The following is a 23,151-nucleotide window of genomic DNA, read 5'->3' as shown; positions in this document are numbered from 1 at the left end:
GAATGGGCGTAACTTTTTTTGCGTAAAATGGGATGTTCACAGAAAAGACATCAATGTAACAGCTTAAAAACGCATGATTTGTGATTCATCAGAGTGCATATTTATTCGCTAAAAAGCAGAAAAAGCAGCATGACTCACCTAACTAAAAGTAGGGAATGATACTGCTTTTTCTTATTTGCTATGGGATCTAGCTTCCAAAACCTCACCTAAAGCGGTGAAATCTCGTTTTATCGGCGGCATATGCCAAACGAGCACGTCGACGTCCGTGATGCTGGGCAGAGGCGAGTCACTGATAATAAGATCGTGTTGCGCCCAATGTTCCCTAGGCTTTAGATCATCACAGAAAACAATCATTTCCTCCGAATAATAACGGCGAATCTGCGTTTTCAAATATTCCTCCCACATGAACCCGCTTTTTGAAATGATTTTAACGTGAAGAGCGCGAGTATATGCCTCCGTCAGTAACGCCACAGAAAAAAGATTATGGATGTAAGTCGCAATAACCTCTCGATTGGACCTCAAAAACTGAAAATCCGGCCAAGTTTCATATTTTTTCAATGTCGTTATAATTTTTTCTTTCTCCTGCGTATCGGGAACAAGTTTTTTCGAGAAATAATCGACATCCAGGATCAGATTTGCTTTTTCAATGAAAAGAAAGCGCGCCAGATAATCCACAATACTCACTTTTAGCGCAAGCGTATCCGCAACGCGACCATTCAAAATCGTCAAAAGATCCTCCGCAATCGATGTACGCGGACCTTGAAATTTTTCGCTATAGTACAGGCGCATCACCATCCGTTCACGATTGACATACGTAAACGAACCCAGGAAACACATAATAATAATCATATAACGCTCCACAGGAATTATATGGCTACCAAGCGCATCTTCCAAATCACTAAAATCAATCTCCATCGCATTATGATACGTATAAATATCTTTCCAAAATTGCTCATCCTCCGCGCTTGGATTAATCGTATGCCCTTGTTTAATGCGCCTCAAAGACACTGCAATAGCCGTTGCATAATCGACACGGGTACTAGGTGAAAAATAAACTTTCATATGATGTTCGAATTTTTGAATAAATTTATCTATATAGGTTTCAAAGTCGAAATCCGGAATGACCCAACCAGAATACGGATAGCACTTACTGAAAAGATGGTAGAAAAAGAAACGGATATTCATCTCACCACCCTGTATTTCGAGCGGGGCATTGTTCAGCACAAGCCGACTTCTAGCCAAGAAAGTATCCACCTCAGCCAATTTCACATAGAAGGTAGACCGACTCACAAAATTGTTCTCCGCCCATTCCGAGATTGTCGTTTTCTCGCCATCAAAAGCAGAAAGCGCCAATTGGAACAGGTGACTTGTCGATATCATATACGCCGTCAAATAATCAAAATTAATCTGAGGAGTCGTTTGCATCGATAGCTTTTTATCCGCCTCAAGAATCTGAGCGACATCCTCGGGAAGTGTGGCGTTGAGCGTCTCGATGTCCGCATTCAAAGTATTAACAGAACATTCCACAATAGTAGCAACTTCTTTTTTTACAATCGGAGCATCTGCAAAAAACAGTAAATTGAGTAGTTTTAATCGGCGATAATCCGATGCGGGAATAATATTTTTCACTAGTAAAACCTCCCTCGTATCCTTATGCTACTATCCTAATGAAATTTCCAGCTGAGGTCAAATATGAGTTACCATTTTCTTGCGCAATGTAGAAATATCACTATATAGAAGAAAGCAGAAAATTCGACGCTATTTCTAACACAATCAAGGTTGCGATACCCAATAAGCTATGCTATAATTATACCTCGTGAGTAATTAAAAATTATTCCTTGCCCGTTTCTAGTCCCGAAGCCGCAAAACGTGTTGGAAAGACTGGAGAGGTTGTTATAATATAAGAGATGAAACGCTTAAAAAAGATTGTAGGTCTTTCTTGTTTTTAAATGGGTAGGACGTAAAATTCTGCTTTAAACAAATCGAGCGAAAGCGTTTGTAGTCCGCAAAATTGTTGGAATGCGAACGCTTGCCGCCGATTTATATCGCTTATCGAACCAACCTTAGGGCCGCTAAGACCACAAGGAGGTGTAAAGAGATGGCAAGAACATATGAAATTATGTACATTATCCGTCCAAACATTGAAGATGAGGCGAAGAAAGCTTTAGTAGAGCGCTTCGACGGCATTTTAACTGACAATGGTGCGGAGATCATCGAATCGAAGGATTGGGGTAAACGTCGTTTGGCTTATGAAATCGAAGACCATAAAGACGGTTTGTACCAAATCACTCGTATTTCTGCTACTGCTGCGGATTCTATCAATGAATTCGACCGTTTAGCAAAAATTTCTGATGATATCATTCGTCACATGATCATTAAAGAAGAAGCTTAATATTCCCCGAGTCATGGCTCGGATTTTTATGAAAAAAAGAGAGGAGGTTGGTTCTACTTATGATGAACCGTGTTGTATTAGTTGGTCGTCTGACAAAAGATCCTGAATTACGTTACACTCCTGCGGGCGTTGCAGTTGCGACATTTACACTTGCTGTAAACCGCAACTTTACTAACCAAGCTGGAGAACGTGAAGCAGATTTCATCAATTGTGTTGTTTGGAGAAAGCCGGCTGAAAACGTTGCGAATTTCCTTAAAAAAGGGAGTTTAGCAGGTGTTGACGGTAAGGTTCAAACGCGTAATTATGAAGGTCAAGACGGTAAGCGTGTCTATGTAACAGAAATTCTTGCTGAAAGTGTCCAATTCCTAGAACCCCGCAGTGCAAACGGTGGCGGTAATGGTGGTGGCTACAGCAATAACAATAATGATGGCGGTGGACAGCAGCAGTCGTATAGCACTAGCAATACTGGCGGCGGCTTCAACCAACAGAATGATAATAGCTACGGACAACAGAATCAACAACAACCTCAATCTCAGAGTTACCAAGCACCACGTAACGCCGATCCATTTGCTAGTGATGGCAAGCCAATCGACATTTCAGATGACGATTTGCCGTTCTAATAAATCGAGAAGATTACGTATGACTGGATTTTAATTTGATAGGAGGAAACTATAATGGCTGGAGGACGCAGAGGCGGACGCCGTCGGAAAAAGGTTTGTTACTTTACTTCGAACGGAATTACGCATATCGACTATAAAGATACTGAGTTACTGAAAAAATTCGTTTCCGAACGTGGAAAAATTCTTCCTCGTCGTGTAACTGGAACGAGCGCTAAATATCAACGTAAATTAACGATTGCTATCAAACGCTCACGCCAAGTAGCATTATTACCATTTGTTGCTGAAGAGAAATAAAACCTGAACCTCCCGATTTCGGGAGGTTTTGTTTTGTTTTGGTTGTTTGAACGAAGTGAATTACAACCAAAATATAAGGGTGAGCGCAGCGAGCAGTTAATCCACCAGAGTTGTTCCCCTGATACACCCACCAAACCTGATTGAGAGTAAAACCTCGCTAGAAGATACACCCCAATGCAGGCCAATTGGTTGTTTGAACGAAGTGAATTACAACCAAAATATAAGGGTGAGCACAGCGAGCAGTTAATCCATCAGAGTTGTTCCCCGATACCCCACCAATCCAAACCAACTTTTCCAACCTAATTTCCCAGCCCTACAAAAAACATACATAACAAACCCAAGCTGTACTTCCTTTTACTTATCTCGTTTAAAGCATTGACGCACATACGCATTAAAGTGTATGATAGATAGAGGATTTTAAAATACATTTTATAACAAAAAACAATAGGGAGCTATAAAAAATTATGTTTTGGAAATCGTTATTAAGAAAGAAACCGTTAGAAGCACTTATTCATAATAAAAGTAATAGTATTCATTTGAAAAAAACGCTTGGCGCGATGGATTTAATTTTCCTAGGCGTCGGGGCGATTGTTGGAACTGGGATATTCATTTTACCAGGAACGATTGCGGCGCTTTATTCGGGGCCGGCAATCGTGCTATCCTTTGTCATTGCGGCGGTAGTCTGTGCGCTCGCGGCTCTTTGTTACTCTGAGTTTGCGTCGTCGGTTCCGGTTGCAGGAAGTGCCTACACGTATGGCTATGTCATTTTTGGGGAATTTATTGCTTGGCTGCTCGGCTGGGCGCTTTTGCTGGAGTACGGTTTGGCCGTGGCATCGGTTGCAAGTGGCTGGTCATCGTATTTCAAAACGTTGCTGTCTGGATTCAACTTGCATATTCCCGATGCGATTTCGGGTGCATTTAATCCGGCGGCTGGGACTTATGTCAACATTCCGGCGATTGCGATTGTCGCGATTATTGCGTACTTATTGACGCGCGGAATTCGTGAATCGACACGGGTCAACGCGTTCATGGTTATTTTGAAAATCAGCGTGATCCTGCTATTTATCTTGGTTGGCGTATTCTATGTGAAACCGGATAATTGGGAGCCGTTCATGCCATTTGGATTTAGTGGCGTGCTGAACGGTGCAGCGCTAGTATTCTTCGCGTATCTCGGGTTTGACGCGGTTTCGTCGGCTGCTGAGGAAGTAAAAAATCCGCAGAAAAACATGCCGATTGGGATTATTGGGTCGCTGCTCGTGTGTACGGTTTTGTATATCGCGGTTTCCATCGTATTGACTGGAATCGTGTCATATCAGGACTTGAACGTGGCTGATCCAGTTGCTTTTGCGCTACAAGTTATCAATCAAAATTGGATTGCGGGAATCGTGTCGCTGGGCGCGGTTGTTGGGATGATTACGGTTATTCTCGTGATGCTTTATGGCGGAACGCGCCTGATTTATGCGATGGGTCGTGACGGGTTGTTGCCGAAAAGCATGGCGGAAATCGATGCAAAAACAAACACGCCGATCAAAAGTACTTGGACGTACGCGATTGTTATCATGTTTTTCGCTGGTTTTGTGCCGCTGAATCGCTTGGCGGAACTGGTGAATATGGGGACGTTGTTCGCGTTCATGATGGTTTCGATTGGGATTATCTTTTTGCGTCGTAATAAATCGATTGCGACTGGCGGCTTCAAAACACCGCTATATCCGGTATTGCCGATCGTCTCCTTCTTGATGTGCCTATTCTTGATTACGAGATTATCCGTTGAAACGTGGATTGCGTGCGGGGTTTGGTTCTTGCTAGGCTTGGTTTTATATTTCACATTTGGACGTAGGAACAGTACGTTGAATAAATAGGAAAAAGGTACCTTAGCTACGTCGGTAGCTAGGGTATTATTTTTGGTCGGAGCAAAATTTTTTCGTGTTTGTAGTCTTTTTCTTCCTTTGGTACAATAGGGATAATAAATAACGTGATATCAAAGGAGTGCGACGGCGGATGGCAGATTTGGTTTTTGATAGTGGTAGAATCGTTCGTGATTTATTAGTGAACTTTCAGCAGGTGAAAAATTCGGGCGTGATGGGCGTTGATAAGCGGATCAGGTTTTTGGTGGCGCAATTATTCACAAGTGAGCAGGAAGTGATGGACGGTCAGGCTTTTAAGGATACGACGACGCTTTTTAAGAAGCAATTGGGGTTTTTCAATGCGCTCGATGGGAATACGCGGGCGTCGCTTGCTGGGCTGTTATTGGTGAATGGGCAAAATGATGAGAAGACCGTGGCGCGCGTGATTGATAATTATGAATTGCTTGTGGAAAGCGGATTCAAACGGACGAACTTTACGTATTTTGGCGCGTATTTGCTTTTGCGGACGGCGGATAAGCCGCGAAATGTGGCGGAGCGGGCGCGTAATATTTACATGGCTTTGCGGAAGCAGCATCCGTTTTTGACGGGGGCGGAGGATGTGACGTCGGCGGTTTTGATGGCGCAGCTGGATACGTCGCTTTCGGTGGAGCAGTTGACGGAAATCAATGAGTATTATTTTACTGAATTTAATCGTGCGGGATTCCGAAGAAACGACAGTTTGCAGTTTTTGGCGGCGACTTCTACGCTGATTTATTTGGATCGTGACGCGAATCATGTGAAAAAAGTGGTGCATTTGGCGGAAGAGCTCGAGCATGCGGATGTGAAAATTAGACCGATTCATTATGTGACGCTTGGAATTTTGGCGTATGTGAGGGAAAGTGCGGAGCTGGATGCGGTGTTTTTTGATTTGCTAGAGGCGATGCGGGGGGACAGCGGTTTGCGTTGGAATCGGGAGTTCTACACGGCGATGGCGCTTAGTTTGTACACGGAGGATCAGGCGCGCAACATGACGAAAGATCAGGTCGAGAGCTTGATGGTATCGGTGCACGTGTTGATTGCAATCGAGCGAGCGGCAGCGGCCAGTGCAGCAGCGGCAGCCAGTGCGGCGGCTGCGAGTAGTGGCGGAGGTTCTTAATTGACTTCGCCCCGAGACAGTGTAAAAATGAGAGGGTAAGTGTTTATCAAATGAAGCTGTGATAAAACTCAGAACAGGGAGAATCGCCAACCTAAAGTGGGTGGGACGTAAAATTTCGCTTAACACAAATCGAGCGAAAGCGTTTGTATTCAGGGGAGTTGGCGGAAGCCGGAAGCGGAGCATACTGGTGTATGTGAGAACCGGAAGTCTGTCAACTCCCCTGAATGCGAACGCTTGTCGCCGATTTATCTGAGGTAGGCTCCAGACTCATTTATCAAATAAGACAAAGAGGTGTTTCCATTGAACAAAATTAATCTTGGTAACAGTGGCATGCTCGTTCCTGAAATCGCGCTTGGTTGTATGCGTATGGCCGATTTATCGAAGGACGATGCGGCAAAAATGATTAACACAGCGATGGATGCGGGGATTAATTTCTTCGATCACGCGGATATTTATGGTGGCGGAAAATCAGAGGAAGTTTTTGCGGATGCGGTGGGAATGAATCCAGCGGTACGCGAAAAAATGATTTTACAGTCGAAATGTGGCATTCGCCCAGGCATGTTCGATTTTTCGAAAGAACATATTTTAGAGTCGGTGGACGGTATTTTAAAACGTTTGCAGACGGATTATATCGACATTTTATTGCTTCACCGTCCTGATACATTAGTGGAACCGGAAGAAGTAGCGGAGGCGTTCACAGCGCTTAAGAAAAGTGGCAAAGTGCGCGAGTTTGGTGTGAGTAACCAGAACCCGATGCAAATCGAGCTTTTGAGCAAATACGTGGAACAAAAATTGGTCGCAAATCAGCTGCAGCTCAGCATTACCAACACGGGCATGATTGACGCAGGGCTTAATGTGAACATGAAAATTGACCGCTCGATTGACCGTGATGGCAGCATTTTAGACTATTGCCGTCTGAAAGATATTACGATTCAAGCGTGGTCGCCGTTCCAATTCGGCTTTTTCGAAGGGGTTTTCCTCGATAATCCGAAATTCCCTGAGTTGAACAAAGTGATCGATCGCATTTCTGCTGAAAAAGGCGTGGAAAATACGGCGATTGCGACAGCGTGGATTTTACGTCATCCGGCGAAGATTCAAACGGTGGTTGGCACGATGAACCCTGAACGTTTGCAAGCGATTAGCGCGGCGTCTAATATTACGCTGACACGACAAGAATGGTATGAAATCTATTTGGCAGCGGGTAATGAATTGCCTTAATCCGACGAATAAAAAAGGACACATGCATGACCACCGAATTTGAGGCGGTTTTGCATGTGTCACTTTTATTTAACGAAATATTCTTTGCCATAGTGTCCGTTTAGCAGTAACCTCTAGCTGTTCGGCTAATAAATGCTGTGTTTTTTGAATAGCATGGCCGAGTTGTCCAAACTGGCTTTGCGATGCTTTACTCGTTTGCTTGATCTGATTTTCCATTTTGTTCAACCGAGCGTTGATAGCCACGAGTTTTTTATCTAAATTTTGAATCAAGAGGGCTGTATCGGTGATTGTTTTATTTGCTTTTTTCGTGCGGGCGTAGAAAACTTGATATTGTTGCGTGTCTTTTGGCAGGAATGGGATAACCTGTTGTCGTTTTAATTTCCGCGAATGTTGCCATCGTTGTAGTAATGTCATGTGGAGTAAGCGCTTCTGATACAGATGCAACGGGAGTGAATCTTTTGCGAAGTTACATGTCATGCAAGCGCAGACTAGGTTTGTGAACGTTGTGAGACCGTTCTCGCAAGCCGGAATGACATGATCCGCCGTATCGCCGCGACCGCCACAATAAACGCATAGTTGCCGATCGCGCCTGCGAACCATTCGTTTAATATCTATTTCTCGGTAAAAAATATGAATCCGATCTGGCTGAATTAAGCCAGCAACGCCACCACTAATAAGCTGTTTGGCCTCGTCATAAGATATTTTGCGCTTACCTTGCTTGTTGGTATGAAGCGAGATAGCCGTGATACTTTCCTTTTTTGCCAGTAACCTATAGTCATAAAAATAATGAACCCCATCGAAAACTGTCTTCATGTCTAACCTCCTATGCAGTATGTCCATACGAGAATTGTACAATGGATAGCTAGAAGAGTCAAAAATAGTTTTTGTAACATTTTAAACGTTTATAAATCGATTTTCACCGGCAAAACGGCCTTAAACAGCTTATCCATCTGTGCCCAATCGGCGGGCGTTGTCATCTGCTGCGACCAATACATAATCGCGCCCAAATTTGCCGCATAAATATACGTCAACAGCTCAGCGGGAATATCATCTGAAAGCGTCAATTTATCCATATTCGCCTCGATATCCTTCTGAAATTCCGTCAAAAAAAACGAAGCCATCGTCTTGAAAAACGTATCATCATTCTTCTGCTTCTCAAGCACCAACTGCATATCCATGTATACCGTATCAAACCCAGACTGAAACGGATGATTAATCCGGTCCTTAATATCCAACGCAAAATAGTCCTGAAACTGCTCATGCAACACATACATTAACAAATCATACTTATCAAAAAAATGCTTATAAAAAGTAGTCCGGTGAATCAAAGCTTCCTTACAAATACTATTCACTGTAACACTAGCCAGCTCCTGCGTTTCAAGCATTTGCAATAGCGTTTTATAAAGTGCATTTTTCGTTTTTCGCACACGTAAATCCGAATCATTCATCTACACATCTCCTAAAGTGTTGCTTAACTATACAGACCAAACAATCTGGTTCTTACATTTCATCTCGAAATCGTGTAATATACACTGTATGTCTATAAATATATAATAGCGTGAATCGAAGGAGGAAACAACCAATTGGCAAATTTACTTTACAAATTAGGACAGACTTTCGCTAAACACAAATGGAAAACAATCATTTCCTGGTTTGTTGTTTTAGGAATAATCGTGGCCGTACTAGGCGTCAAAGGTATTAATTTTACAGATGACATCAAAATGAGCGGTCTTAAATCACTAGATACATCGAATAAAATCGAGGAAGAATTCAAGCAGGACAGTCAAAAAGGCAGCATCCGCGTCGTCTTTAAAAGCGACCAAGAAAAAGGCATTGTGACACCTGAATCTCAAGCTGCAATCACGCAAGTTTTAGCAGAAATTAAGAAAAGTGATGACAAAATAGAAAGCATCGCGAACCCGTACGAAGCAAAAACAATCAGTCCAGACATGACAACTGCATTTGCGGACATTAGTTACAATGTCAGTGCGCTCGCGGTCAATGAGAAATCGATTGATAAAGTCAAAGATGCGCTAAAAGGCATGGATGACAAGCATCTTCAAACCGAGATGACTGGTAATGTCATGATTACACCAATGGATATCGGCGGTTCATCAGAAGCAATCGGTATCGTGGTGGCGCTAGTCATCCTGATCATCGCATTTGGTTCGGTAATCGCAGCAGGACTGCCAATTATCACGGCGATTCTAAGCTTGGGAACAAGTGTCGGCATTATTGCGATCATTTCCAGTTATTTCGAAATGCCAAACGTCACGCTCACGCTGGCGGTCATGATTGGCCTCGCCGTTGCGATAGATTACGCGTTATTTATCCTATTTAAATACCGCCAAATCATCCGCACCGAGAAAAATCACCTAAAAGCAGTCGGACTCGCGACAGGAACAGCAGGTAGCGCCGTCATTTTTGCCGGAATTACCGTTATTATCGCCGTATGTGGTTTATCCCTTGTCGGCATCGAATTCCTGACCGTTATGGGACTCGCATCCGCACTCAGCGTCCTATTCGCCGTGCTTTCCGCGCTAATCCTAATCCCAGCATTCATCGGCGTTTTCCATAAGAAAATTAAGCCACAAAAAGAAAAAGCCGGCAAAAAAGGCGACAACATTTGGACGAAATTCGTTGTTGGGAAACCACTTATTGCCTTCCTAATCGCGGTTATCGTTCTCGGCGGACTCAGCATCCCGTTCGGCTCGATGGAACTCGGAATCCCGGATAACGGCTCGAAACCGAAAGACTCCACCGAGAAGAAAGCGTACGATATTCTATCCGACAAATTTGGCGAAGGTTTCAACGGACCATTGGTTATTTTAGCGGATACAACAGAAAAAGGCAGTGCTGCCAATCTAGCCGCAGTCACAAAACACATTTCTGGTATGAAAGACGTGGCCATCGTAACGCCGCCAATGCCGAATGAAAATGGTGACTACGCGCTGATTACCGTCATTCCAAAAACAGGACCGACAAGCAGTAAAACAACGCAACTCGTTCATGATTTACGCAGCTACGCAAAAACAGCCGATAGCAAATACGGCGTCAACATGGAAGTAACCGGACAAAGCGCAATCAACATCGACATGTCCCAAAAACTCAACGACGCGATTCCAGTTTTTGCAACCGTTATTGTTGTATTGGCATTCATCCTGCTCACAGTCGTGTTCCGCTCACTACTGATTCCACTGACTGCCGTTCTTGGCTTCGTGCTCTCACTAACAGCAACACTCGGCTTCACGACGATGGTTATGCAAGACGGCGTATTTAGCGAACTGTTCGGCATCAGCACCACCGGCCCAGTTCTCGCCTTTCTGCCAGTCATCACGATCGGCATCCTGTTCGGACTCGCAATGGATTACGAGGTATTCCTCATGTCCCGCGTCCACGAAGAGTACACACTAACAAAAGACAACACGCATTCCATCAAAACTGGCTTGAAAGAAAGCGGCCCCGTCATCATTGCAGCAGCTCTGATCATGTTCTCCGTCTTCATCAGCTTCGTTTTCGCACCAGACCCAATGATCAAATCAATCGGGATCGCGCTAGGCTTCGGTGTCCTATTCGATGCATTTATCGTGCGTCTAACAATCATCCCAGCCCTAACAAAACTATTCGGAAAAGGCTCATGGTACATGCCGAAATGGTTGGATAAAGTGTTGCCATCGATGGATATTGAAGGGCATCATTTGAAGGATAAGAAGTAAGGATTTTTAGTAGCATAAAACCCGCGGACATCGTAATCTCATACGTCGTCCGCGGGTTTTTATGCGCCGTCTATTTAATGTTAATGGTCATAGAGGAAACTGCAGAACCCGCTGAACTGTAACCGACAAGCGTTACCTTATCTGTAATTTTTCCTTTAGGGATTACGGAGACCAGCGTTTTATTAACGAAATTGCCTAGTCCGTCATACGTATTAACATACACGACGTCTGATGCGTTTTTAATTATTTTTGATGAATAGTATTGGAAATTGTTTCCTGATACCGAAATTTTAGTGCCTTCTACGTCATTTACTGTTAGGCTGATTTTGCCGACCGAACCTGCATACGTTCCGCTCACGTAGCCAGTTCCGAGTACGAATGGGTTAGCTGTTGCACTTATATTGGTCTTTATAAGAACATTAGCAGAAGATACAGCAGATCCCGCTGAATCGTAAGCAACAAGCGTTACCTTATCTGTTGCATTTGTAATAAGTAGTTTTGCATAGTATTTTATCGTTCCACCTGTTACGTTGATACGTTGTTTAGCTACGCCGTTAATTTGAAGCTCTACTTTTGCGATGCCTCCTGTATAGTGCCCTGTCACATAGTTGTCAGTGCCAATTTGATAGGCATTGGTAGCTGTGATTTTTCCTTTAAGGGCTACTGGAACCAGCGTTTTATTGATGAAATTTCCTAGTCCATCATACGTATTAATATACACGATGTCAGTGGTGTTTTTAATTAATTTGGCGGCATAGTATTGGAAATTGTCTCCTGATACTAGGATTTTAGAGCCTTCTACGCCATTTACTGTCAGGCTAATTTTGCTCACATCCCCTGTGTACGCTCCTTTTACATATTGGTCATCTGTATAATAGGTGGAAGGCGTCACATTTACATTGTCTTTGATTGTCACATTTTTTTGTCCAACTACGAGTCCATCAGAATTATAGCCTACGAGCGTTACTTTATCTGTTGTTTTCGTAATCAGTGGTTTGGAATAATATTTTATTATTCCATCTGTCACATTGATTTGTTGTTTCGCGACACCGTTTACGATTAAACCGACTTTAGCTACGGGCCCTGTATATCTTCCTTCGATATAAGCATCTGCCACCCTATAATCAGACAGAGCTATAGCGAAATTCTTAGGTATTATTGCTACTTTCGTCTCGCATACTTTCCTGCCAGCTGAATTATAGCCAATAACTGTTACTTTGTCATTTATTTCTGTAGCCCAACGATAAATCTTGAATGTACCATCCGCAAAAACCGGATATTTCCCTGAATCTACGCCATTTATCTGCACACTAACCTTATCGACTTTTCCAGTATATGTTCCTTCTATTTGTTGACCTACCACATGAGGTTTGGTGAATAGTTCGCCATCACCCGGTTTAGGTTCGGGTACAACATTCACAGTACGCTCGAATATCTGTTTACCTGCTGAGTTGTAACCGATTAATTTTACCTTGTCCTCGGCAGATGTAATGAAATTTTTCGTATTGTACTGTATTTTCCCATTCGTGATATTCACTCGTTCTTTAGCTTCATTATTCACTTGTAGTTCTACCTGTGTAATCAAACCCATATAATTTCCGCGAATATAAGTATCTTCTCCATACATGAAAGAGAGTAGGGTCATAGATGGGAATGGTGCTATAGGAAGCAATCGAGATTTCGATATAAAGCCATCCGTTTCTGTGGTGGCGTAAACACGATTATAATACCCGTAAACATCATCATTTATAATTAGAGTAGGAATAGAGACAGTCCATTTTCCATCTGCACCAACTGTACCACTACCAATTTGAATGGTGTTAAAATCTACATAATTATATACGGATTCATAGATTTTTACGGTTGAATTAGGTTCTCCTGTTCCTGAAATTACCCCAGCTTCTGGATCCATAATATCAGATGCTGATGTTATAGTTGTTGGAGCCACTTCTGTTCTATCATATAATTTTAATTCGGAAAATTGTATTACCGCATCGCCTTGGACTCGTAACAAAACATTTGATACAGTAGAAGTGGCTTTAAATTGCACCGAATCTTTATATACTTTATCTTCATAATATAGATCATATCTATCAGAAATCTTTGGAACGTTACCATCACTTATACTGATACGATACTCATAATCATCCGGCGACGCTTCTAATACCTTCCCTTTAGCCTTAAACTGATACGTATGCCCTGGGATTGTAGCGAATGTCTGAAAAATACCACCTTGATTATCGAAATATTCATCTTGTCCCGTTTCATCAAAAGAGAGGTCACTTCTGACGCCCCCCCTCAAATCTACACTGCCATCACTATTTGCTCTAGCTTGGAATGGGCGATCAGAGACACCAGAAAAACCTTCATTGTTAGCCGCTGTGAACTTGGCCGCAGTGACATCCATTGACTCAATCCAATCATCGCCTCCATGGTGATAAGTCTCATTCCACCAAAGTGGTGTCCAATTATCGAATCCTTTAAATTCTGTATTTTTTAGAAAATCGACTGGTATCGCAGCTTTTGTCACGGGAGGGTTTATATCACTAGCCGACATTGGGTTTGGATTAAGTCCTGTTAATTCGTTAGTCAATAGCGCTGCCTTGGACTCTATTATTCTGCTCCCTTCTTGATTCTCAACCTCGTTCGCCAAGCTCTTAATCGGTGTTCCAAAAATACTAGCAACCAGTACGGCGCTCGTTACCGTAGCAGCCAATACTATTTTCTTCATCATTTTTCCCTTTTTCATATTATTATCCCCTCTGACTATGTTGTATTTTATTTTCTATATTATTACACGAAGCAATATATATTAGTATGTTGCAAAAATACTAGCGTAGGTGTCAAGATAGTTCAGTGATATTTGATAGGATCAACGAAAATTTATTACAAGTTATTGCAGAGTGACTTTTGAACGTTTCAATTCAGTACCAGAGGGGTCATAGCCAATAATATATACTTCTTTAGAGGTTTTCTGTATTTGATTAAGGGCATAATATTTATAAGCCGAACCAGTTACGGATATCATTGATTTGACAACCCCGTCTACCTCTAAGGAAATCTTGGCTATATTTCCGGCATACGTTCCCTCCACATAACTGTCTGTGCCGATAGTAAATGCATTTGTTTTTATTTCGGGTTTCGGATATACAGCCACTTTGGAGCGTGCCACTTCAGAACCGGATGAATCGTATCCAATGATGTACACTTCATTAGTGAGTGCTTTTATTTGGCTGAGTGCATAATATTGATAAACAGAGTTGGATACAGATATGGTGGATTTTAGGGTTCCGTCTACTTCTAACGCAATCTTAGTTATATCTCCGGTGTAGGTGCCTTTCACGTAACTATCAGTACCAAGCGTAAAGTTGTTAGCTTTTAATGCTGGAGGATCTTTTTCAAAAGTGAACTGGAATGATTCGCCTGATTTTCCTGTTGTATCAACAGTTATATCCCAGTTATCCCCTGCCGATGTGATGGTACCTTTTTCGGATTTTGTATTAATTGCTGTATATGACTCTTTAGGAACAGAAAAATGGATAGAGTCTGCCTCTCTAGAAGGATCTGATAGTGTGATTGTTTTTGTTTGTTTATCTTCTGTGTTAGCATAACGAATCATGATAGAACCAGGTGTATAGGCTTTGCTATTATAGTTATGATTTGTGATTGTTGGATAGCCAGCTTCTCCGGGTGCGCGGTAGTTCATGATTGCTAAGTCTTGTTCTTTGTCAAGTACGCCTTGAACGGTACTTGTATTCGTAGTTAATATGCCAGGATTAGTAGCAGTTTTCTCTGTATTTTCCTTGGAGCTACCAGGTAAAATCATGTACATGTAAGAAGCATTTGAAGGATTTGCCCCATGAGGTATAGTTAAGCCGGCATATGTGGCAGTGACTATGTTGTCATTGGTATTCCTTGTACTCATATCCTTCCATTTTCCAGACTGCTCTCTTTTATAGGCGTCAACATTTGTAGGATATGGGAAAACGTAACCGATATCTTGGCTAGGCGTTGTGCCATCCAGATGCGCCCACTTAGCATTTGTGATTTGGCTTACTGGGTTAGATAGGGAAATATTTTGTCCGTTGACACTAAAAGCCCTTGAGGTGTCGAGTAGTTGTCGATTTTCAACAATGGTTTGTATATTAGGGCCTCCAGTATTTGAGATGCCATTTCCCATCGCTACAATTTTTCCGTTTAAAAAGAACCATGATTTACTAGCTTTGAGATTACTTCCAGTTACTTCTTTCATAGTATAGTCCATTGTAGCAGAGCCGTTTACTTTGTCTGATATACCACCGGTCCATGATTCGGTATTAGGATAGAGTTGGTTGTCTTCAACTCCTTCTGCTACAAGATTTCGAGTCATCAAATCAGTTGTAGTACCAGGTAAACTAGTCATACCTACAGTTGGATAGTAGTCATCTTTGAAGGCGTCGTCTCCGTTATATAGGGATAGTACACCGGTTCCTGTATAAAAGCCGAGCAGATTTGTGGCACTGAGGTATTCAAACGCAGAGACATTCTTAGAAAACATACTTAATCCAACTTTGTATCCGGGCTTTTGATCAATCATTTGGCTAGCTCTTGACATCATTACGTTCGTGGGCTTTTCGGAGTATTCACTAGAAGTTCCGCTATCTGCTAATAATGCCTGAAACGCTTGGGCCACTGGGAGTGTGAGATCAGCGTAGAAGTTTGGTTGTAATGATTTTTCGAAGATAGATGATTTTACAAAATTTCTGTACTTATTAATGTACTCTGTATCGGTGTTACCGCCCAACGTTTTTTTTGCGCTGATGGTATATATGTTGTACATCATTGTGTTTGCTAAGTTTTCACTTTTGTTAGTGGGGAACGCAATTGTGCGTCCGCGAGTCATATCAAGTGTTTCATTTTTATAAAAAACATGGGCATAAGCTGTATCTAGTAGATTAAATATAGCGAGAGAGCCTGTGTAGTTTCTCATTCCATTTGTACCATCGAATAATCGGTATAAATCAGCGAAGCGAGCCAATGCATCAGCGCCGTATCCTGTGTTGTAAGGGAGGTATTGGTGTTGGATGAACGAGCCGTCACTGTAATACCCGTCTCCTGCGGTAACTGTAAGGTATCCACGTCGTATCGTATCAATACCTACTTGAGCCTTATCTGCATTGGAGTCAATAATTCCACGCAGGAGGATAACAAAGCCTTTATTAATCCGGTTTGCTCCAGTTCCGACGTGATCGCCGCTTGCGGATGTGCCATTATAAACAGATGGTTCAAAATAATCAAAGGCCAGCATATATTTTTGCAATAGTTCAGTCGGAATTTTGTTAGATTCATCCGTTTTTTCATCGGTGTTTCCCATTAAAGCGAGTGTGTTGACAAGTGAGAGTGGAGCTGCGATTTGATTATCATACCAGACGCTTCCATTGGTCGGTGGCTTTTCGCTACCAACTTTAATATCCCAACTATCTGTAATTCCCATGAATCCGTTAGGTGCACTGTATATATTTTTGTTATACCATTCAAGTGCTTTGATTATTTTACTACCTAGTTCCTTATCTTTATAATAGCTAGAATTTGGTGTCTTATAGAGTATTGCCATTTCTTCAATTCTTTTTGCCGTTGTCGTCCATTGAGTTGATGTCCATCTGGTTGGGATTTTAAGGTGGGGCTCTTTATCCTCAACTTTTGCGGCGACTTGGCCGAGATCATTTAGAGTTTTGGGCATATCTGTGAAAAGTATGTCCGGACTGTCGGTGTAACGGTTTAGAATTTCTTTTTTGAATGTATCTTCTTTAGCATTCAGTAGTTTCTTTAAGTCAGTGTTAGAGTCTGAAAAGCTAGTACCTACGAGTGACTGCTCCCAATTTTGCAATGCCCGGTCCCGTTCTGCAGGCGTCTGTTGAAAACCATCTGCCAATACTTTATTCGAGCAAATGAAGAGCAAAAATAATGCTAAAATCCCTGTAAACCAATATTTTTTCATAAGTGTTATATCCCCTTTTTTAGAAAATTTCGCATTCTAGTTCATGCTACATAATTCGCGATATAAGCGCAATATAATTTTCGGTTATTTTAATCATGAAATTACAAAATACACAACATTGTCACTTAACGCTCTGGAAAAGTATACTTATTCGCAATTTCGGTGCAAAAAATACGGTTTAGTAGGGTATATGTTTTTTGTGCAACAAAACAAACATTGTTACATTTTCGCTTCATAGTAACATTCAAAACCCGATTTATGGTATGATTAGAGTATTCTTATCTTCGCGCAAAAACGGGGATGGAATCTTAAAGGGATGCTTGGAAATTTATATTTACAAGGCTAATTACATAACAATAGACACCTAATTTCGATGCTAATCTAAGAAAGCAAGGGGGCTTTTCGCTGATGTCAGGCTTTTTTCAGAAGAGAATGCTAAAATATCCATTGTATGGGCTAATAGCAGTCGTACTTGTCCTGACGGTTGTCACTTTTTATTATAAGTGGTGGTTGGCAGTACTCTTATTTGTTGCTGTTACATCGCTCATTATAACGCTGTTTTTCATGGAGAATCGGTTGAATAAAGAGGTTCAGGAGTATATTTCGAACTTGTCGTATCGGATTAAGCGCAGTGAGGGTGAGGCGCTGGTTGAGATGCCGATGGGGATTTTACTATATGATGAGAATTATAATGTGGAATGGTTTAACCCGTTTATGGCGAAATATTTTGGGCAGGATGATGACATTTTAGGGTCGTCGCTCGCGGATGTTGGGCCGGAGTTTTTGACGGTGATTCGTGGGGAAGAGGACCAGGGGATTCAGTCGATTGCTTGGCGGGAGCACCGTTTTGATACGATTGTGAAACGGAAGGAACGCATTATTTATTTGTATGACCGGACGGAATACTATGATTTGAATACGCGCTATCAGGCGGATAAATCGGTTTTTGCGATCATTTTTCTGGATAATTATGATGAGTGGACGCAGGGGATGGATGACCGTAGACGTAGCGCGCTGAACAATTTGGTGACGTCGATGTTGACGAACTGGGCGAAGGAACACCGGATTTATTTGAAACGGATTTCGTCGGATCGCTTTATTGCCTTTTTGACGGAGGCGCAGTTGGCACGGCTTGAGGAGGAGAAATTCCAGATTCTTGACCGGATTCGGGAGCGGACGTCGAAGCAGAATATTCCGCTGACGCTCAGTGTTGGGATTGGTTACAAAGAGGATGATTTGATTGATTTGGCGGATCTGGCGCAGTCGGGGCTTGATTTGGCGCTCGGTCGTGGCGGGGATCAGGTCGTGATTAAGCAGCCGGAGGGCCAAGTTCGTTTTTATGGCGGCAAGACGAATCCGATGGAAAAAAGGACGCGGGTTCGGGCGCGGGTTATCTCGCAGGCGTTGCAGGAAATCATTACGCAGAGCGATCAAGTTTTCGTGATGGGGCATCGTTATCCGGATATGGATGTGGTCGGTTCGAGTCTAGGCGTGATGAAAATCGCGGAAATGAACGAGCGGCAGGGTTATGTCGTGGTGGAGCCGGGCAAAATGAGTCCGGATGTGCAGCGTTTGATGCGCGAAATCGAGAAGTATCCGGACGTGATTCGCAACATTATCACGCCACAGGCTGCGCTTGATATGATTACAGACAAGAGTTTGCTGGTCGTCGTCGATACGCATAAACCTTCGATGGTTATCAATCGCGAATTGTTGGAGACCGCAGCACATGTCGTGGTTGTCGATCACCATCGCCGTTCCGAAGAATTCGTTGAGAACCCTGTGCTCGTCTACATTGAGCCATACGCTTCCTCGACGGCAGAGCTTGTGACTGAGCTGTTCGAATATCAACCAGCCACTGAAAAAGTTGGCAAAATTGAAGCAACGGCACTCCTTTCGGGAATTGTTGTGGATACGAAAAACTTCACGCTTCGCACTGGTTCACGTACGTTTGACGCGGCGAGTTATTTACGATCGCTTGGTGCAGATACCGTTCTTGTGCAGCAATTTTTGAAAGAGGATATTGAGACGTTTAGGCAGCGGAGTCGCTTGGTCGAGTCATTGGAAGTGTACCATGATGGCATGGCGATTGCGACGGGACACGAAGATGAAGTTTTCGATACGGTCATTGCGGCTCAGGCGGCAGACACGATGCTTTCGATGGAGAGCGTTCAGGCCTCATTCGTCATTACGCTACGCCCGGATAAGATGATCGGGATTAGCGCGCGCTCACTCGGCGAAATCAATGTCCAAGTGATCATGGAAAAACTGGGCGGCGGCGGACATTTATCCAATGCGGCCACTCAGATAAAAAATAGTACAATTTCAGAAGCTAAAAAACAACTTTTACAAGCCATCGATGCTTATTGGAAGGGAGAAAACTAAGATGAAAGTTATATTTTTAAAAGACGTAAAAGGCACAGCTAAAAAAGGCGAAATCAAAGAGGTAGCAGAGGGCTACGCACAAAACTTCCTCATTAAAAAAGGCCTAGCAACAGCAGCGACGAGTAGCAGTATCAGCGCGCTTGAAGGTCAAAAAAAGAAAACAGAAAAAGAAGCGGCACAAGAACTCGCAGACGCAAAAGCCTTGAAAGAAACCGTTGAAAAACTAACAATTGAACTAAAAACAAAATCAGGCGAAGGCGGCCGACTTTTCGGATCCATCACGTCGAAACAAATCGCCCAAGCCTTAGAGAAGGACCATAAAATCAAAGTCGACAAACGCAAAATCGACCTCCCAGAAGCCATCCGCGCACTAGGACACACAAAAGTCCCAGTGAAACTACACCACGAAGTCGTTGCAACACTGGATGTCCACGTTTCCGAAGAATAAAGCCGAACTAATCCTCATGATTGAGAGTCCAAACGAGCGGGCGCCGACAAGCGTCCAGACCCTAGGCGAAGTTGAGCACCGAAGCAGAGCGTACGACTGTACGTGAGCATCGGAGCACAGACTTCAACGACGGAGATGGATGCTTGTCGGTGCCCGCATGAAAGGAGGGTGAATGTGGATACACTAGATCGTACCCCACCTCAAAATATTGAGGCTGAACAAGCCGTTTTAGGTGCAGTATTCCTGCAACCCGAAGCCCTAATCACAGCCTCAGAAATTTTAATGCCTGATGATTTTTATCGCCAGGCGCATCAACATATTTTCCAAGCAATGCTTGAACTGAGCGATCAAGGAAAAGCTGTCGATGTGGTGACTATTTATGAAGCATTGGCGTCCACTGGAAAAATTGAGGATGTCGGTGGCTTGCCGTATTTGACGGAGCTTTCTGGAGCGGTTCCGACCGCAGCCAATTTAGAATATTACGCCCATATTGTGGAAGACAAAGCCTTGTTGCGTAGACTGATTCGCACCGCGACGCAAATCGCGACGGATAGTTATGCGCGCGAGGATGAAGTCGAAACCCTCATGGACGAAGCCGAAAAGAATATTTTGGAAGTTTCTTCACGTAAAAACGTAGGGGCTTTTAAAAATATTAAAGATGTCCTCGTCAAAACGTATGATGATATCGAGATTCTTCATAATCGAAAAGGTGATATTACTGGGATTCCGAGTGGATTTAGTGCGCTTGATCACATGACGGCGGGTTTTCAACGCAATGATTTGATTATCGTGGCCGCCCGTCCTTCCGTGGGTAAAACCGCCTTCGCACTGAATATCGCGCAAAATGTGGCTACTAAAACCGATGAAAATGTCGCGATTTTTAGTCTCGAAATGGGGGCGGAGCAGCTCGTGATGCGGATGCTCTGCGCAGAAGGTAATATCAACGCTCAGAACTTGCGTACCGGTTCCCTAACCGCCGATGATTGGCAGAAGTTGACGATCGCGATGGGGACGCTATCTAATTCGGGTATTTATATCGATGATTCACCAGGCGTGCGTGTGAACGAAATCCGTTCTAAATGCCGTCGTCTGCAACAAGAAGCTGGCCTTGGCATGATCGTGATTGATTACTTGCAGCTGATTTCAGGAAGTGGCCGTAATGGCGGTGAAAATAGGCAACAAGAAGTTTCCGAAATTTCACGTTCCCTAAAAGCTCTTGCGCGGGAATTAAAAATCCCGGTTATTGCACTGTCGCAGCTGTCACGTAGCGTGGAATCACGACAAGATAAGCGCCCAATGATGTCAGATATTCGTGAATCTGGTTCGATCGAGCAAGATGCGGATATCGTGGCCTTCTTATATCGTGACGATTACTATGATCATGAAAGCGAGAACGATGGTACAATCGAAATTATCATTGCCAAACAGCGTAACGGACCAGTTGGAACCGTGCAGTTGGCGTTTGTAAAAGAATATAATAAATTCGTCAACCTCGAAGTGAGGTATGATGACTCTCAAGTTCCGCATGGAGCCTAGGATGCAAAAGCAGTTGTAACAGCCAAATTTGGTTTTACAACTGTTTTTTTATTTTGCAAACTGTAACAAAATCTATGCATTTGGGACTCATTTACAGGAAATATGTTATTTTTTTTGGGGTAAATAATGGTATCGTTAAAGTACGGTTAAGATAACAAGAGAGGGGAGGGCGAATAATATGCAAGAGATGTTAGTTGAATTATACAGTCACCGCGTCATTCGCAATCGATTTAATTACGAGAATTTTTTGGATACATTGTTAGAAAATCGAGTACCTTATACGAAGAAGACTGTACCTAAACAAACAGTTCTAATAATGGAGAAAGAAATTGATCCAGTCGTATATTTTATCGAGAGTGGTGTAGTTTCATTAGAACGTGAGGGGCAAGTCATTTCATTTTTAGGGGCTAGCCAGATTGCTGGGTTAAGTAACACTTTTATTATTGAGGAAAGTTTATATACTTTTAGAGCGTTAGAGCGATGCAGTGTGTATGCGTTTCAACGTGAAGCTGTGGTTGAATTATTACTCAGTATGCAAGAGGGCTGGATTTATTTGTATATGAATCACATGAACCATGACGGTTTCTTAGTAGAACAATGTTTAATTATGCGAGAACCGAGTGAAATACGGCTGAAGCATTGTTTAGCAGCATTGTTACCGAAATATGCTGTTTTAGAAGGCGAAACAGTGATACTGGAAAGATGTTTCACAAAGAAAATTATTTCGAATTATGCTAATGTAAGTACGAAAACAATGACGCAGACGTGGAAGAATTGGAGTGATGAAGGGTATATTGATGGTGCTGCAAATCAGTTTATATTCCATTCCATTGATTTTTTGCAAGAATAGGACAGAAAGAGGATAGTGCCCGTATAAAAGTGGCGAGACTATCCTCTTTTTATGTTTTAGAGCGTGTAGGTCATGGTGTAATCGTCCATGATGAAACCGCCGCCGACATCGGTTATAAGGGCTTTTTCGACGGTGAACCCCATTTTTTTGTAGGCTTCGATGGAATTTATGTTGTATTTATTCACGAAAAGTCGGATGCTTGGCAAGTTGTTTTTTTCTGCAAATTGGGTGATTTCGGTGAATAGTTGTTTGCCAATTCCTTGTTTGTGGTAGGTGGGATCAATGTATAGTTTACTAAGGAATAGTTCGGTGTCTTTTTGGTAGAATGCCGCGTAGCCAACGAATGTGGAGTCTTGGTAGGCCATGAGGTAGGTTGTGCCATTCGTGATTTCGCTATATATGGTGTCAGCGGATTGGAATTTGTTCAACATGTAGTCGATTTGTTCTTCGGTAATGATAGAAGGATAGTGTTCGTGCCAGATGTGGTGTGCGAGTTTGGAAATATGTTGGCTATCTTCTTTTGATTTTGCAATTTTTATATGCATGGTAAAACTCCTTTATTTGAAAGATAGTATTATCGTAGCATATTGGAGATTTGATGGGAAGTGGAGCGGGTTGGGAAGGTAGACAAAACTCATAAAAATAGACTTATCATAGGAGTTGCTCGTGTGTCATTGATTTTCGAAATGGGGGTCGATATACTGAGAATGAAAAC

The 23,151-nt window shown here is 42.7% G+C and carries 17 protein-coding genes; 11 read left to right on the top strand and 6 right to left on the bottom strand.

Annotated features, from left to right (window positions below; genetic code table 11):
* Positions 1–171: 171 nt before the first annotated feature.
* On the bottom strand, positions 172–1,629 hold the full coding sequence (locus tag DUK53_RS04930) for an AcpB/EbpR/MafR family transcriptional regulator (protein ID WP_036094742.1): 1,458 nt from the start codon (positions 1,627–1,629) through the stop codon (positions 172–174).
* 469 nt (positions 1,630–2,098) lie between these two features.
* Here DUK53_RS04930 and rpsF point away from each other — a divergent pair, with 469 nt between their 5' ends.
* From rpsF to DUK53_RS04900, 6 genes are all read left to right on the top strand, one after another.
* Positions 2,099–2,392, top strand: coding sequence for a 30S ribosomal protein S6 (gene rpsF, locus DUK53_RS04925; RefSeq protein WP_036094743.1), 294 nt, complete (start codon positions 2,099–2,101; stop codon positions 2,390–2,392).
* 59 nt (positions 2,393–2,451) lie between these two features.
* Positions 2,452–3,012 (top strand): single-stranded DNA-binding protein, encoded by a 561-nt coding sequence (gene ssb / locus DUK53_RS04920; RefSeq protein ID WP_036094744.1) that lies wholly within the window; start codon positions 2,452–2,454, stop codon positions 3,010–3,012.
* A 54-nt stretch (positions 3,013–3,066) separates the two neighbouring features.
* Complete coding sequence (gene rpsR / locus DUK53_RS04915; protein WP_036061496.1) at positions 3,067–3,306, top strand: 30S ribosomal protein S18; 240 nt, start codon at positions 3,067–3,069, stop codon at positions 3,304–3,306.
* 464 nt (positions 3,307–3,770) lie between these two features.
* Complete coding sequence (gene bcaP, locus DUK53_RS04910) at positions 3,771–5,165, top strand: branched-chain amino acid transporter BcaP (RefSeq protein WP_036094745.1); 1,395 nt, start codon at positions 3,771–3,773, stop codon at positions 5,163–5,165.
* 139 nt (positions 5,166–5,304) lie between these two features.
* Entirely contained in the window at positions 5,305–6,306 is a 1,002-nt protein-coding gene (locus tag DUK53_RS04905) for a DUF4003 family protein (RefSeq protein WP_036132197.1), read from the top strand.
* A gap of 330 nt (positions 6,307–6,636) precedes the next feature.
* Complete coding sequence (locus DUK53_RS04900; protein ID WP_201740714.1) at positions 6,637–7,524, top strand: aldo/keto reductase; 888 nt, start codon at positions 6,637–6,639, stop codon at positions 7,522–7,524.
* Between the two features lie 69 nt (positions 7,525–7,593).
* Here DUK53_RS04900 and DUK53_RS04895 read toward each other — a convergent pair whose 3' ends face one another.
* Positions 7,594–8,337: an HNH endonuclease gene (locus DUK53_RS04895; protein ID WP_052164948.1), complete on the bottom strand. Its 744-nt coding sequence runs from the start codon at positions 8,335–8,337 to the stop codon at positions 7,594–7,596.
* An 89-nt stretch (positions 8,338–8,426) separates the two neighbouring features.
* Positions 8,427–8,972 (bottom strand): TetR/AcrR family transcriptional regulator, encoded by a 546-nt coding sequence (locus tag DUK53_RS04890; RefSeq protein WP_036081475.1) that lies wholly within the window; start codon positions 8,970–8,972, stop codon positions 8,427–8,429.
* Positions 8,973–9,107: 135 nt separating this feature from the next.
* Between DUK53_RS04890 and DUK53_RS04885 the strand changes: the two genes are divergently transcribed.
* Entirely contained in the window at positions 9,108–11,240 is a 2,133-nt protein-coding gene (locus DUK53_RS04885) for an MMPL family transporter (RefSeq protein ID WP_036094748.1), read from the top strand.
* Positions 11,241–11,310: 70 nt separating this feature from the next.
* On the opposite strand, the gene DUK53_RS04880 is transcribed toward DUK53_RS04885, so the two are convergent.
* Both DUK53_RS04880 and DUK53_RS04875 read right to left on the bottom strand, forming a co-directional pair.
* On the bottom strand, positions 11,311–13,989 hold the full coding sequence (locus DUK53_RS04880; protein ID WP_036132191.1) for an immunoglobulin-like domain-containing protein: 2,679 nt from the start codon (positions 13,987–13,989) through the stop codon (positions 11,311–11,313).
* Positions 13,990–14,133: 144 nt separating this feature from the next.
* Complete coding sequence (locus tag DUK53_RS04875; protein ID WP_036132188.1) at positions 14,134–17,217, bottom strand: polysaccharide lyase family 8 super-sandwich domain-containing protein; 3,084 nt, start codon at positions 17,215–17,217, stop codon at positions 14,134–14,136.
* Positions 17,218–17,625: 408 nt separating this feature from the next.
* On the opposite strand from DUK53_RS04875, the gene DUK53_RS04870 reads away from it, so the two are divergent.
* From DUK53_RS04870 to DUK53_RS04855, 4 genes are all read left to right on the top strand, one after another.
* Positions 17,626–19,602, top strand: a complete 1,977-nt coding sequence (locus tag DUK53_RS04870; RefSeq protein ID WP_036132185.1) for a DHH family phosphoesterase — start codon at positions 17,626–17,628, stop codon at positions 19,600–19,602.
* Position 19,603: 1 nt separating this feature from the next.
* On the top strand, positions 19,604–20,050 hold the full coding sequence (gene rplI / locus DUK53_RS04865) for a 50S ribosomal protein L9 (RefSeq protein ID WP_036132180.1): 447 nt from the start codon (positions 19,604–19,606) through the stop codon (positions 20,048–20,050).
* A 135-nt stretch (positions 20,051–20,185) separates the two neighbouring features.
* Positions 20,186–21,586 (top strand): replicative DNA helicase, encoded by a 1,401-nt coding sequence (gene dnaB, locus DUK53_RS04860; protein ID WP_052164947.1) that lies wholly within the window; start codon positions 20,186–20,188, stop codon positions 21,584–21,586.
* 178 nt (positions 21,587–21,764) lie between these two features.
* Positions 21,765–22,436, top strand: coding sequence for a Crp/Fnr family transcriptional regulator (locus tag DUK53_RS04855; protein ID WP_052164946.1), 672 nt, complete (start codon positions 21,765–21,767; stop codon positions 22,434–22,436).
* A 56-nt stretch (positions 22,437–22,492) separates the two neighbouring features.
* On the opposite strand, the gene DUK53_RS04850 is transcribed toward DUK53_RS04855, so the two are convergent.
* Positions 22,493–22,981: a GNAT family N-acetyltransferase gene (locus DUK53_RS04850; RefSeq protein WP_036094754.1), complete on the bottom strand. Its 489-nt coding sequence runs from the start codon at positions 22,979–22,981 to the stop codon at positions 22,493–22,495.
* Positions 22,982–23,151 lie beyond the last annotated feature (170 nt).

It is taken from the genome of Listeria sp. SHR_NRA_18 (assembly GCF_003856515.1).
In the GTDB taxonomy this organism is placed as follows: domain Bacteria; phylum Bacillota; class Bacilli; order Lactobacillales; family Listeriaceae; genus Listeria_A; species Listeria_A newyorkensis.
This window is presented reverse-complemented; position numbering and strand designations above follow the sequence as displayed.

What these genes read in the sequence shown, in the direction of transcription:
- dnaB (WP_052164947.1), top strand. Translation starts at nt 20,186, where the DNA reads ATGGATGCTTGTCGGTGCCCGCATGAAAGGAGGGTGAATGTGGATACA.
- DUK53_RS04870 (WP_036132185.1), top strand. Translation starts at nt 17,626, where the DNA reads ATGTCAGGCTTTTTTCAGAAGAGAATGCTAAAATATCCATTGTATGGG.
- DUK53_RS04880 (WP_036132191.1), bottom strand. Translation starts at nt 13,989, where the DNA reads ATGAAAAAGGGAAAAATGATGAAGAAAATAGTATTGGCTGCTACGGTA.
- DUK53_RS04855 (WP_052164946.1), top strand. Translation starts at nt 21,765, where the DNA reads ATGCAAGAGATGTTAGTTGAATTATACAGTCACCGCGTCATTCGCAAT.
- DUK53_RS04890 (WP_036081475.1), bottom strand. Translation starts at nt 8,972, where the DNA reads ATGAATGATTCGGATTTACGTGTGCGAAAAACGAAAAATGCACTTTAT.
- rpsR (WP_036061496.1), top strand. Translation starts at nt 3,067, where the DNA reads ATGGCTGGAGGACGCAGAGGCGGACGCCGTCGGAAAAAGGTTTGTTAC.
- rpsF (WP_036094743.1), top strand. Translation starts at nt 2,099, where the DNA reads ATGGCAAGAACATATGAAATTATGTACATTATCCGTCCAAACATTGAA.
- DUK53_RS04905 (WP_036132197.1), top strand. Translation starts at nt 5,305, where the DNA reads ATGGCAGATTTGGTTTTTGATAGTGGTAGAATCGTTCGTGATTTATTA.
- ssb (WP_036094744.1), top strand. Translation starts at nt 2,452, where the DNA reads ATGATGAACCGTGTTGTATTAGTTGGTCGTCTGACAAAAGATCCTGAA.
- rplI (WP_036132180.1), top strand. Translation starts at nt 19,604, where the DNA reads ATGAAAGTTATATTTTTAAAAGACGTAAAAGGCACAGCTAAAAAAGGC.
- DUK53_RS04900 (WP_201740714.1), top strand. Translation starts at nt 6,637, where the DNA reads ATGCTCGTTCCTGAAATCGCGCTTGGTTGTATGCGTATGGCCGATTTA.
- DUK53_RS04850 (WP_036094754.1), bottom strand. Translation starts at nt 22,981, where the DNA reads ATGCATATAAAAATTGCAAAATCAAAAGAAGATAGCCAACATATTTCC.
- bcaP (WP_036094745.1), top strand. Translation starts at nt 3,771, where the DNA reads ATGTTTTGGAAATCGTTATTAAGAAAGAAACCGTTAGAAGCACTTATT.
- DUK53_RS04875 (WP_036132188.1), bottom strand. Translation starts at nt 17,217, where the DNA reads ATGAAAAAATATTGGTTTACAGGGATTTTAGCATTATTTTTGCTCTTC.
- DUK53_RS04895 (WP_052164948.1), bottom strand. Translation starts at nt 8,337, where the DNA reads ATGAAGACAGTTTTCGATGGGGTTCATTATTTTTATGACTATAGGTTA.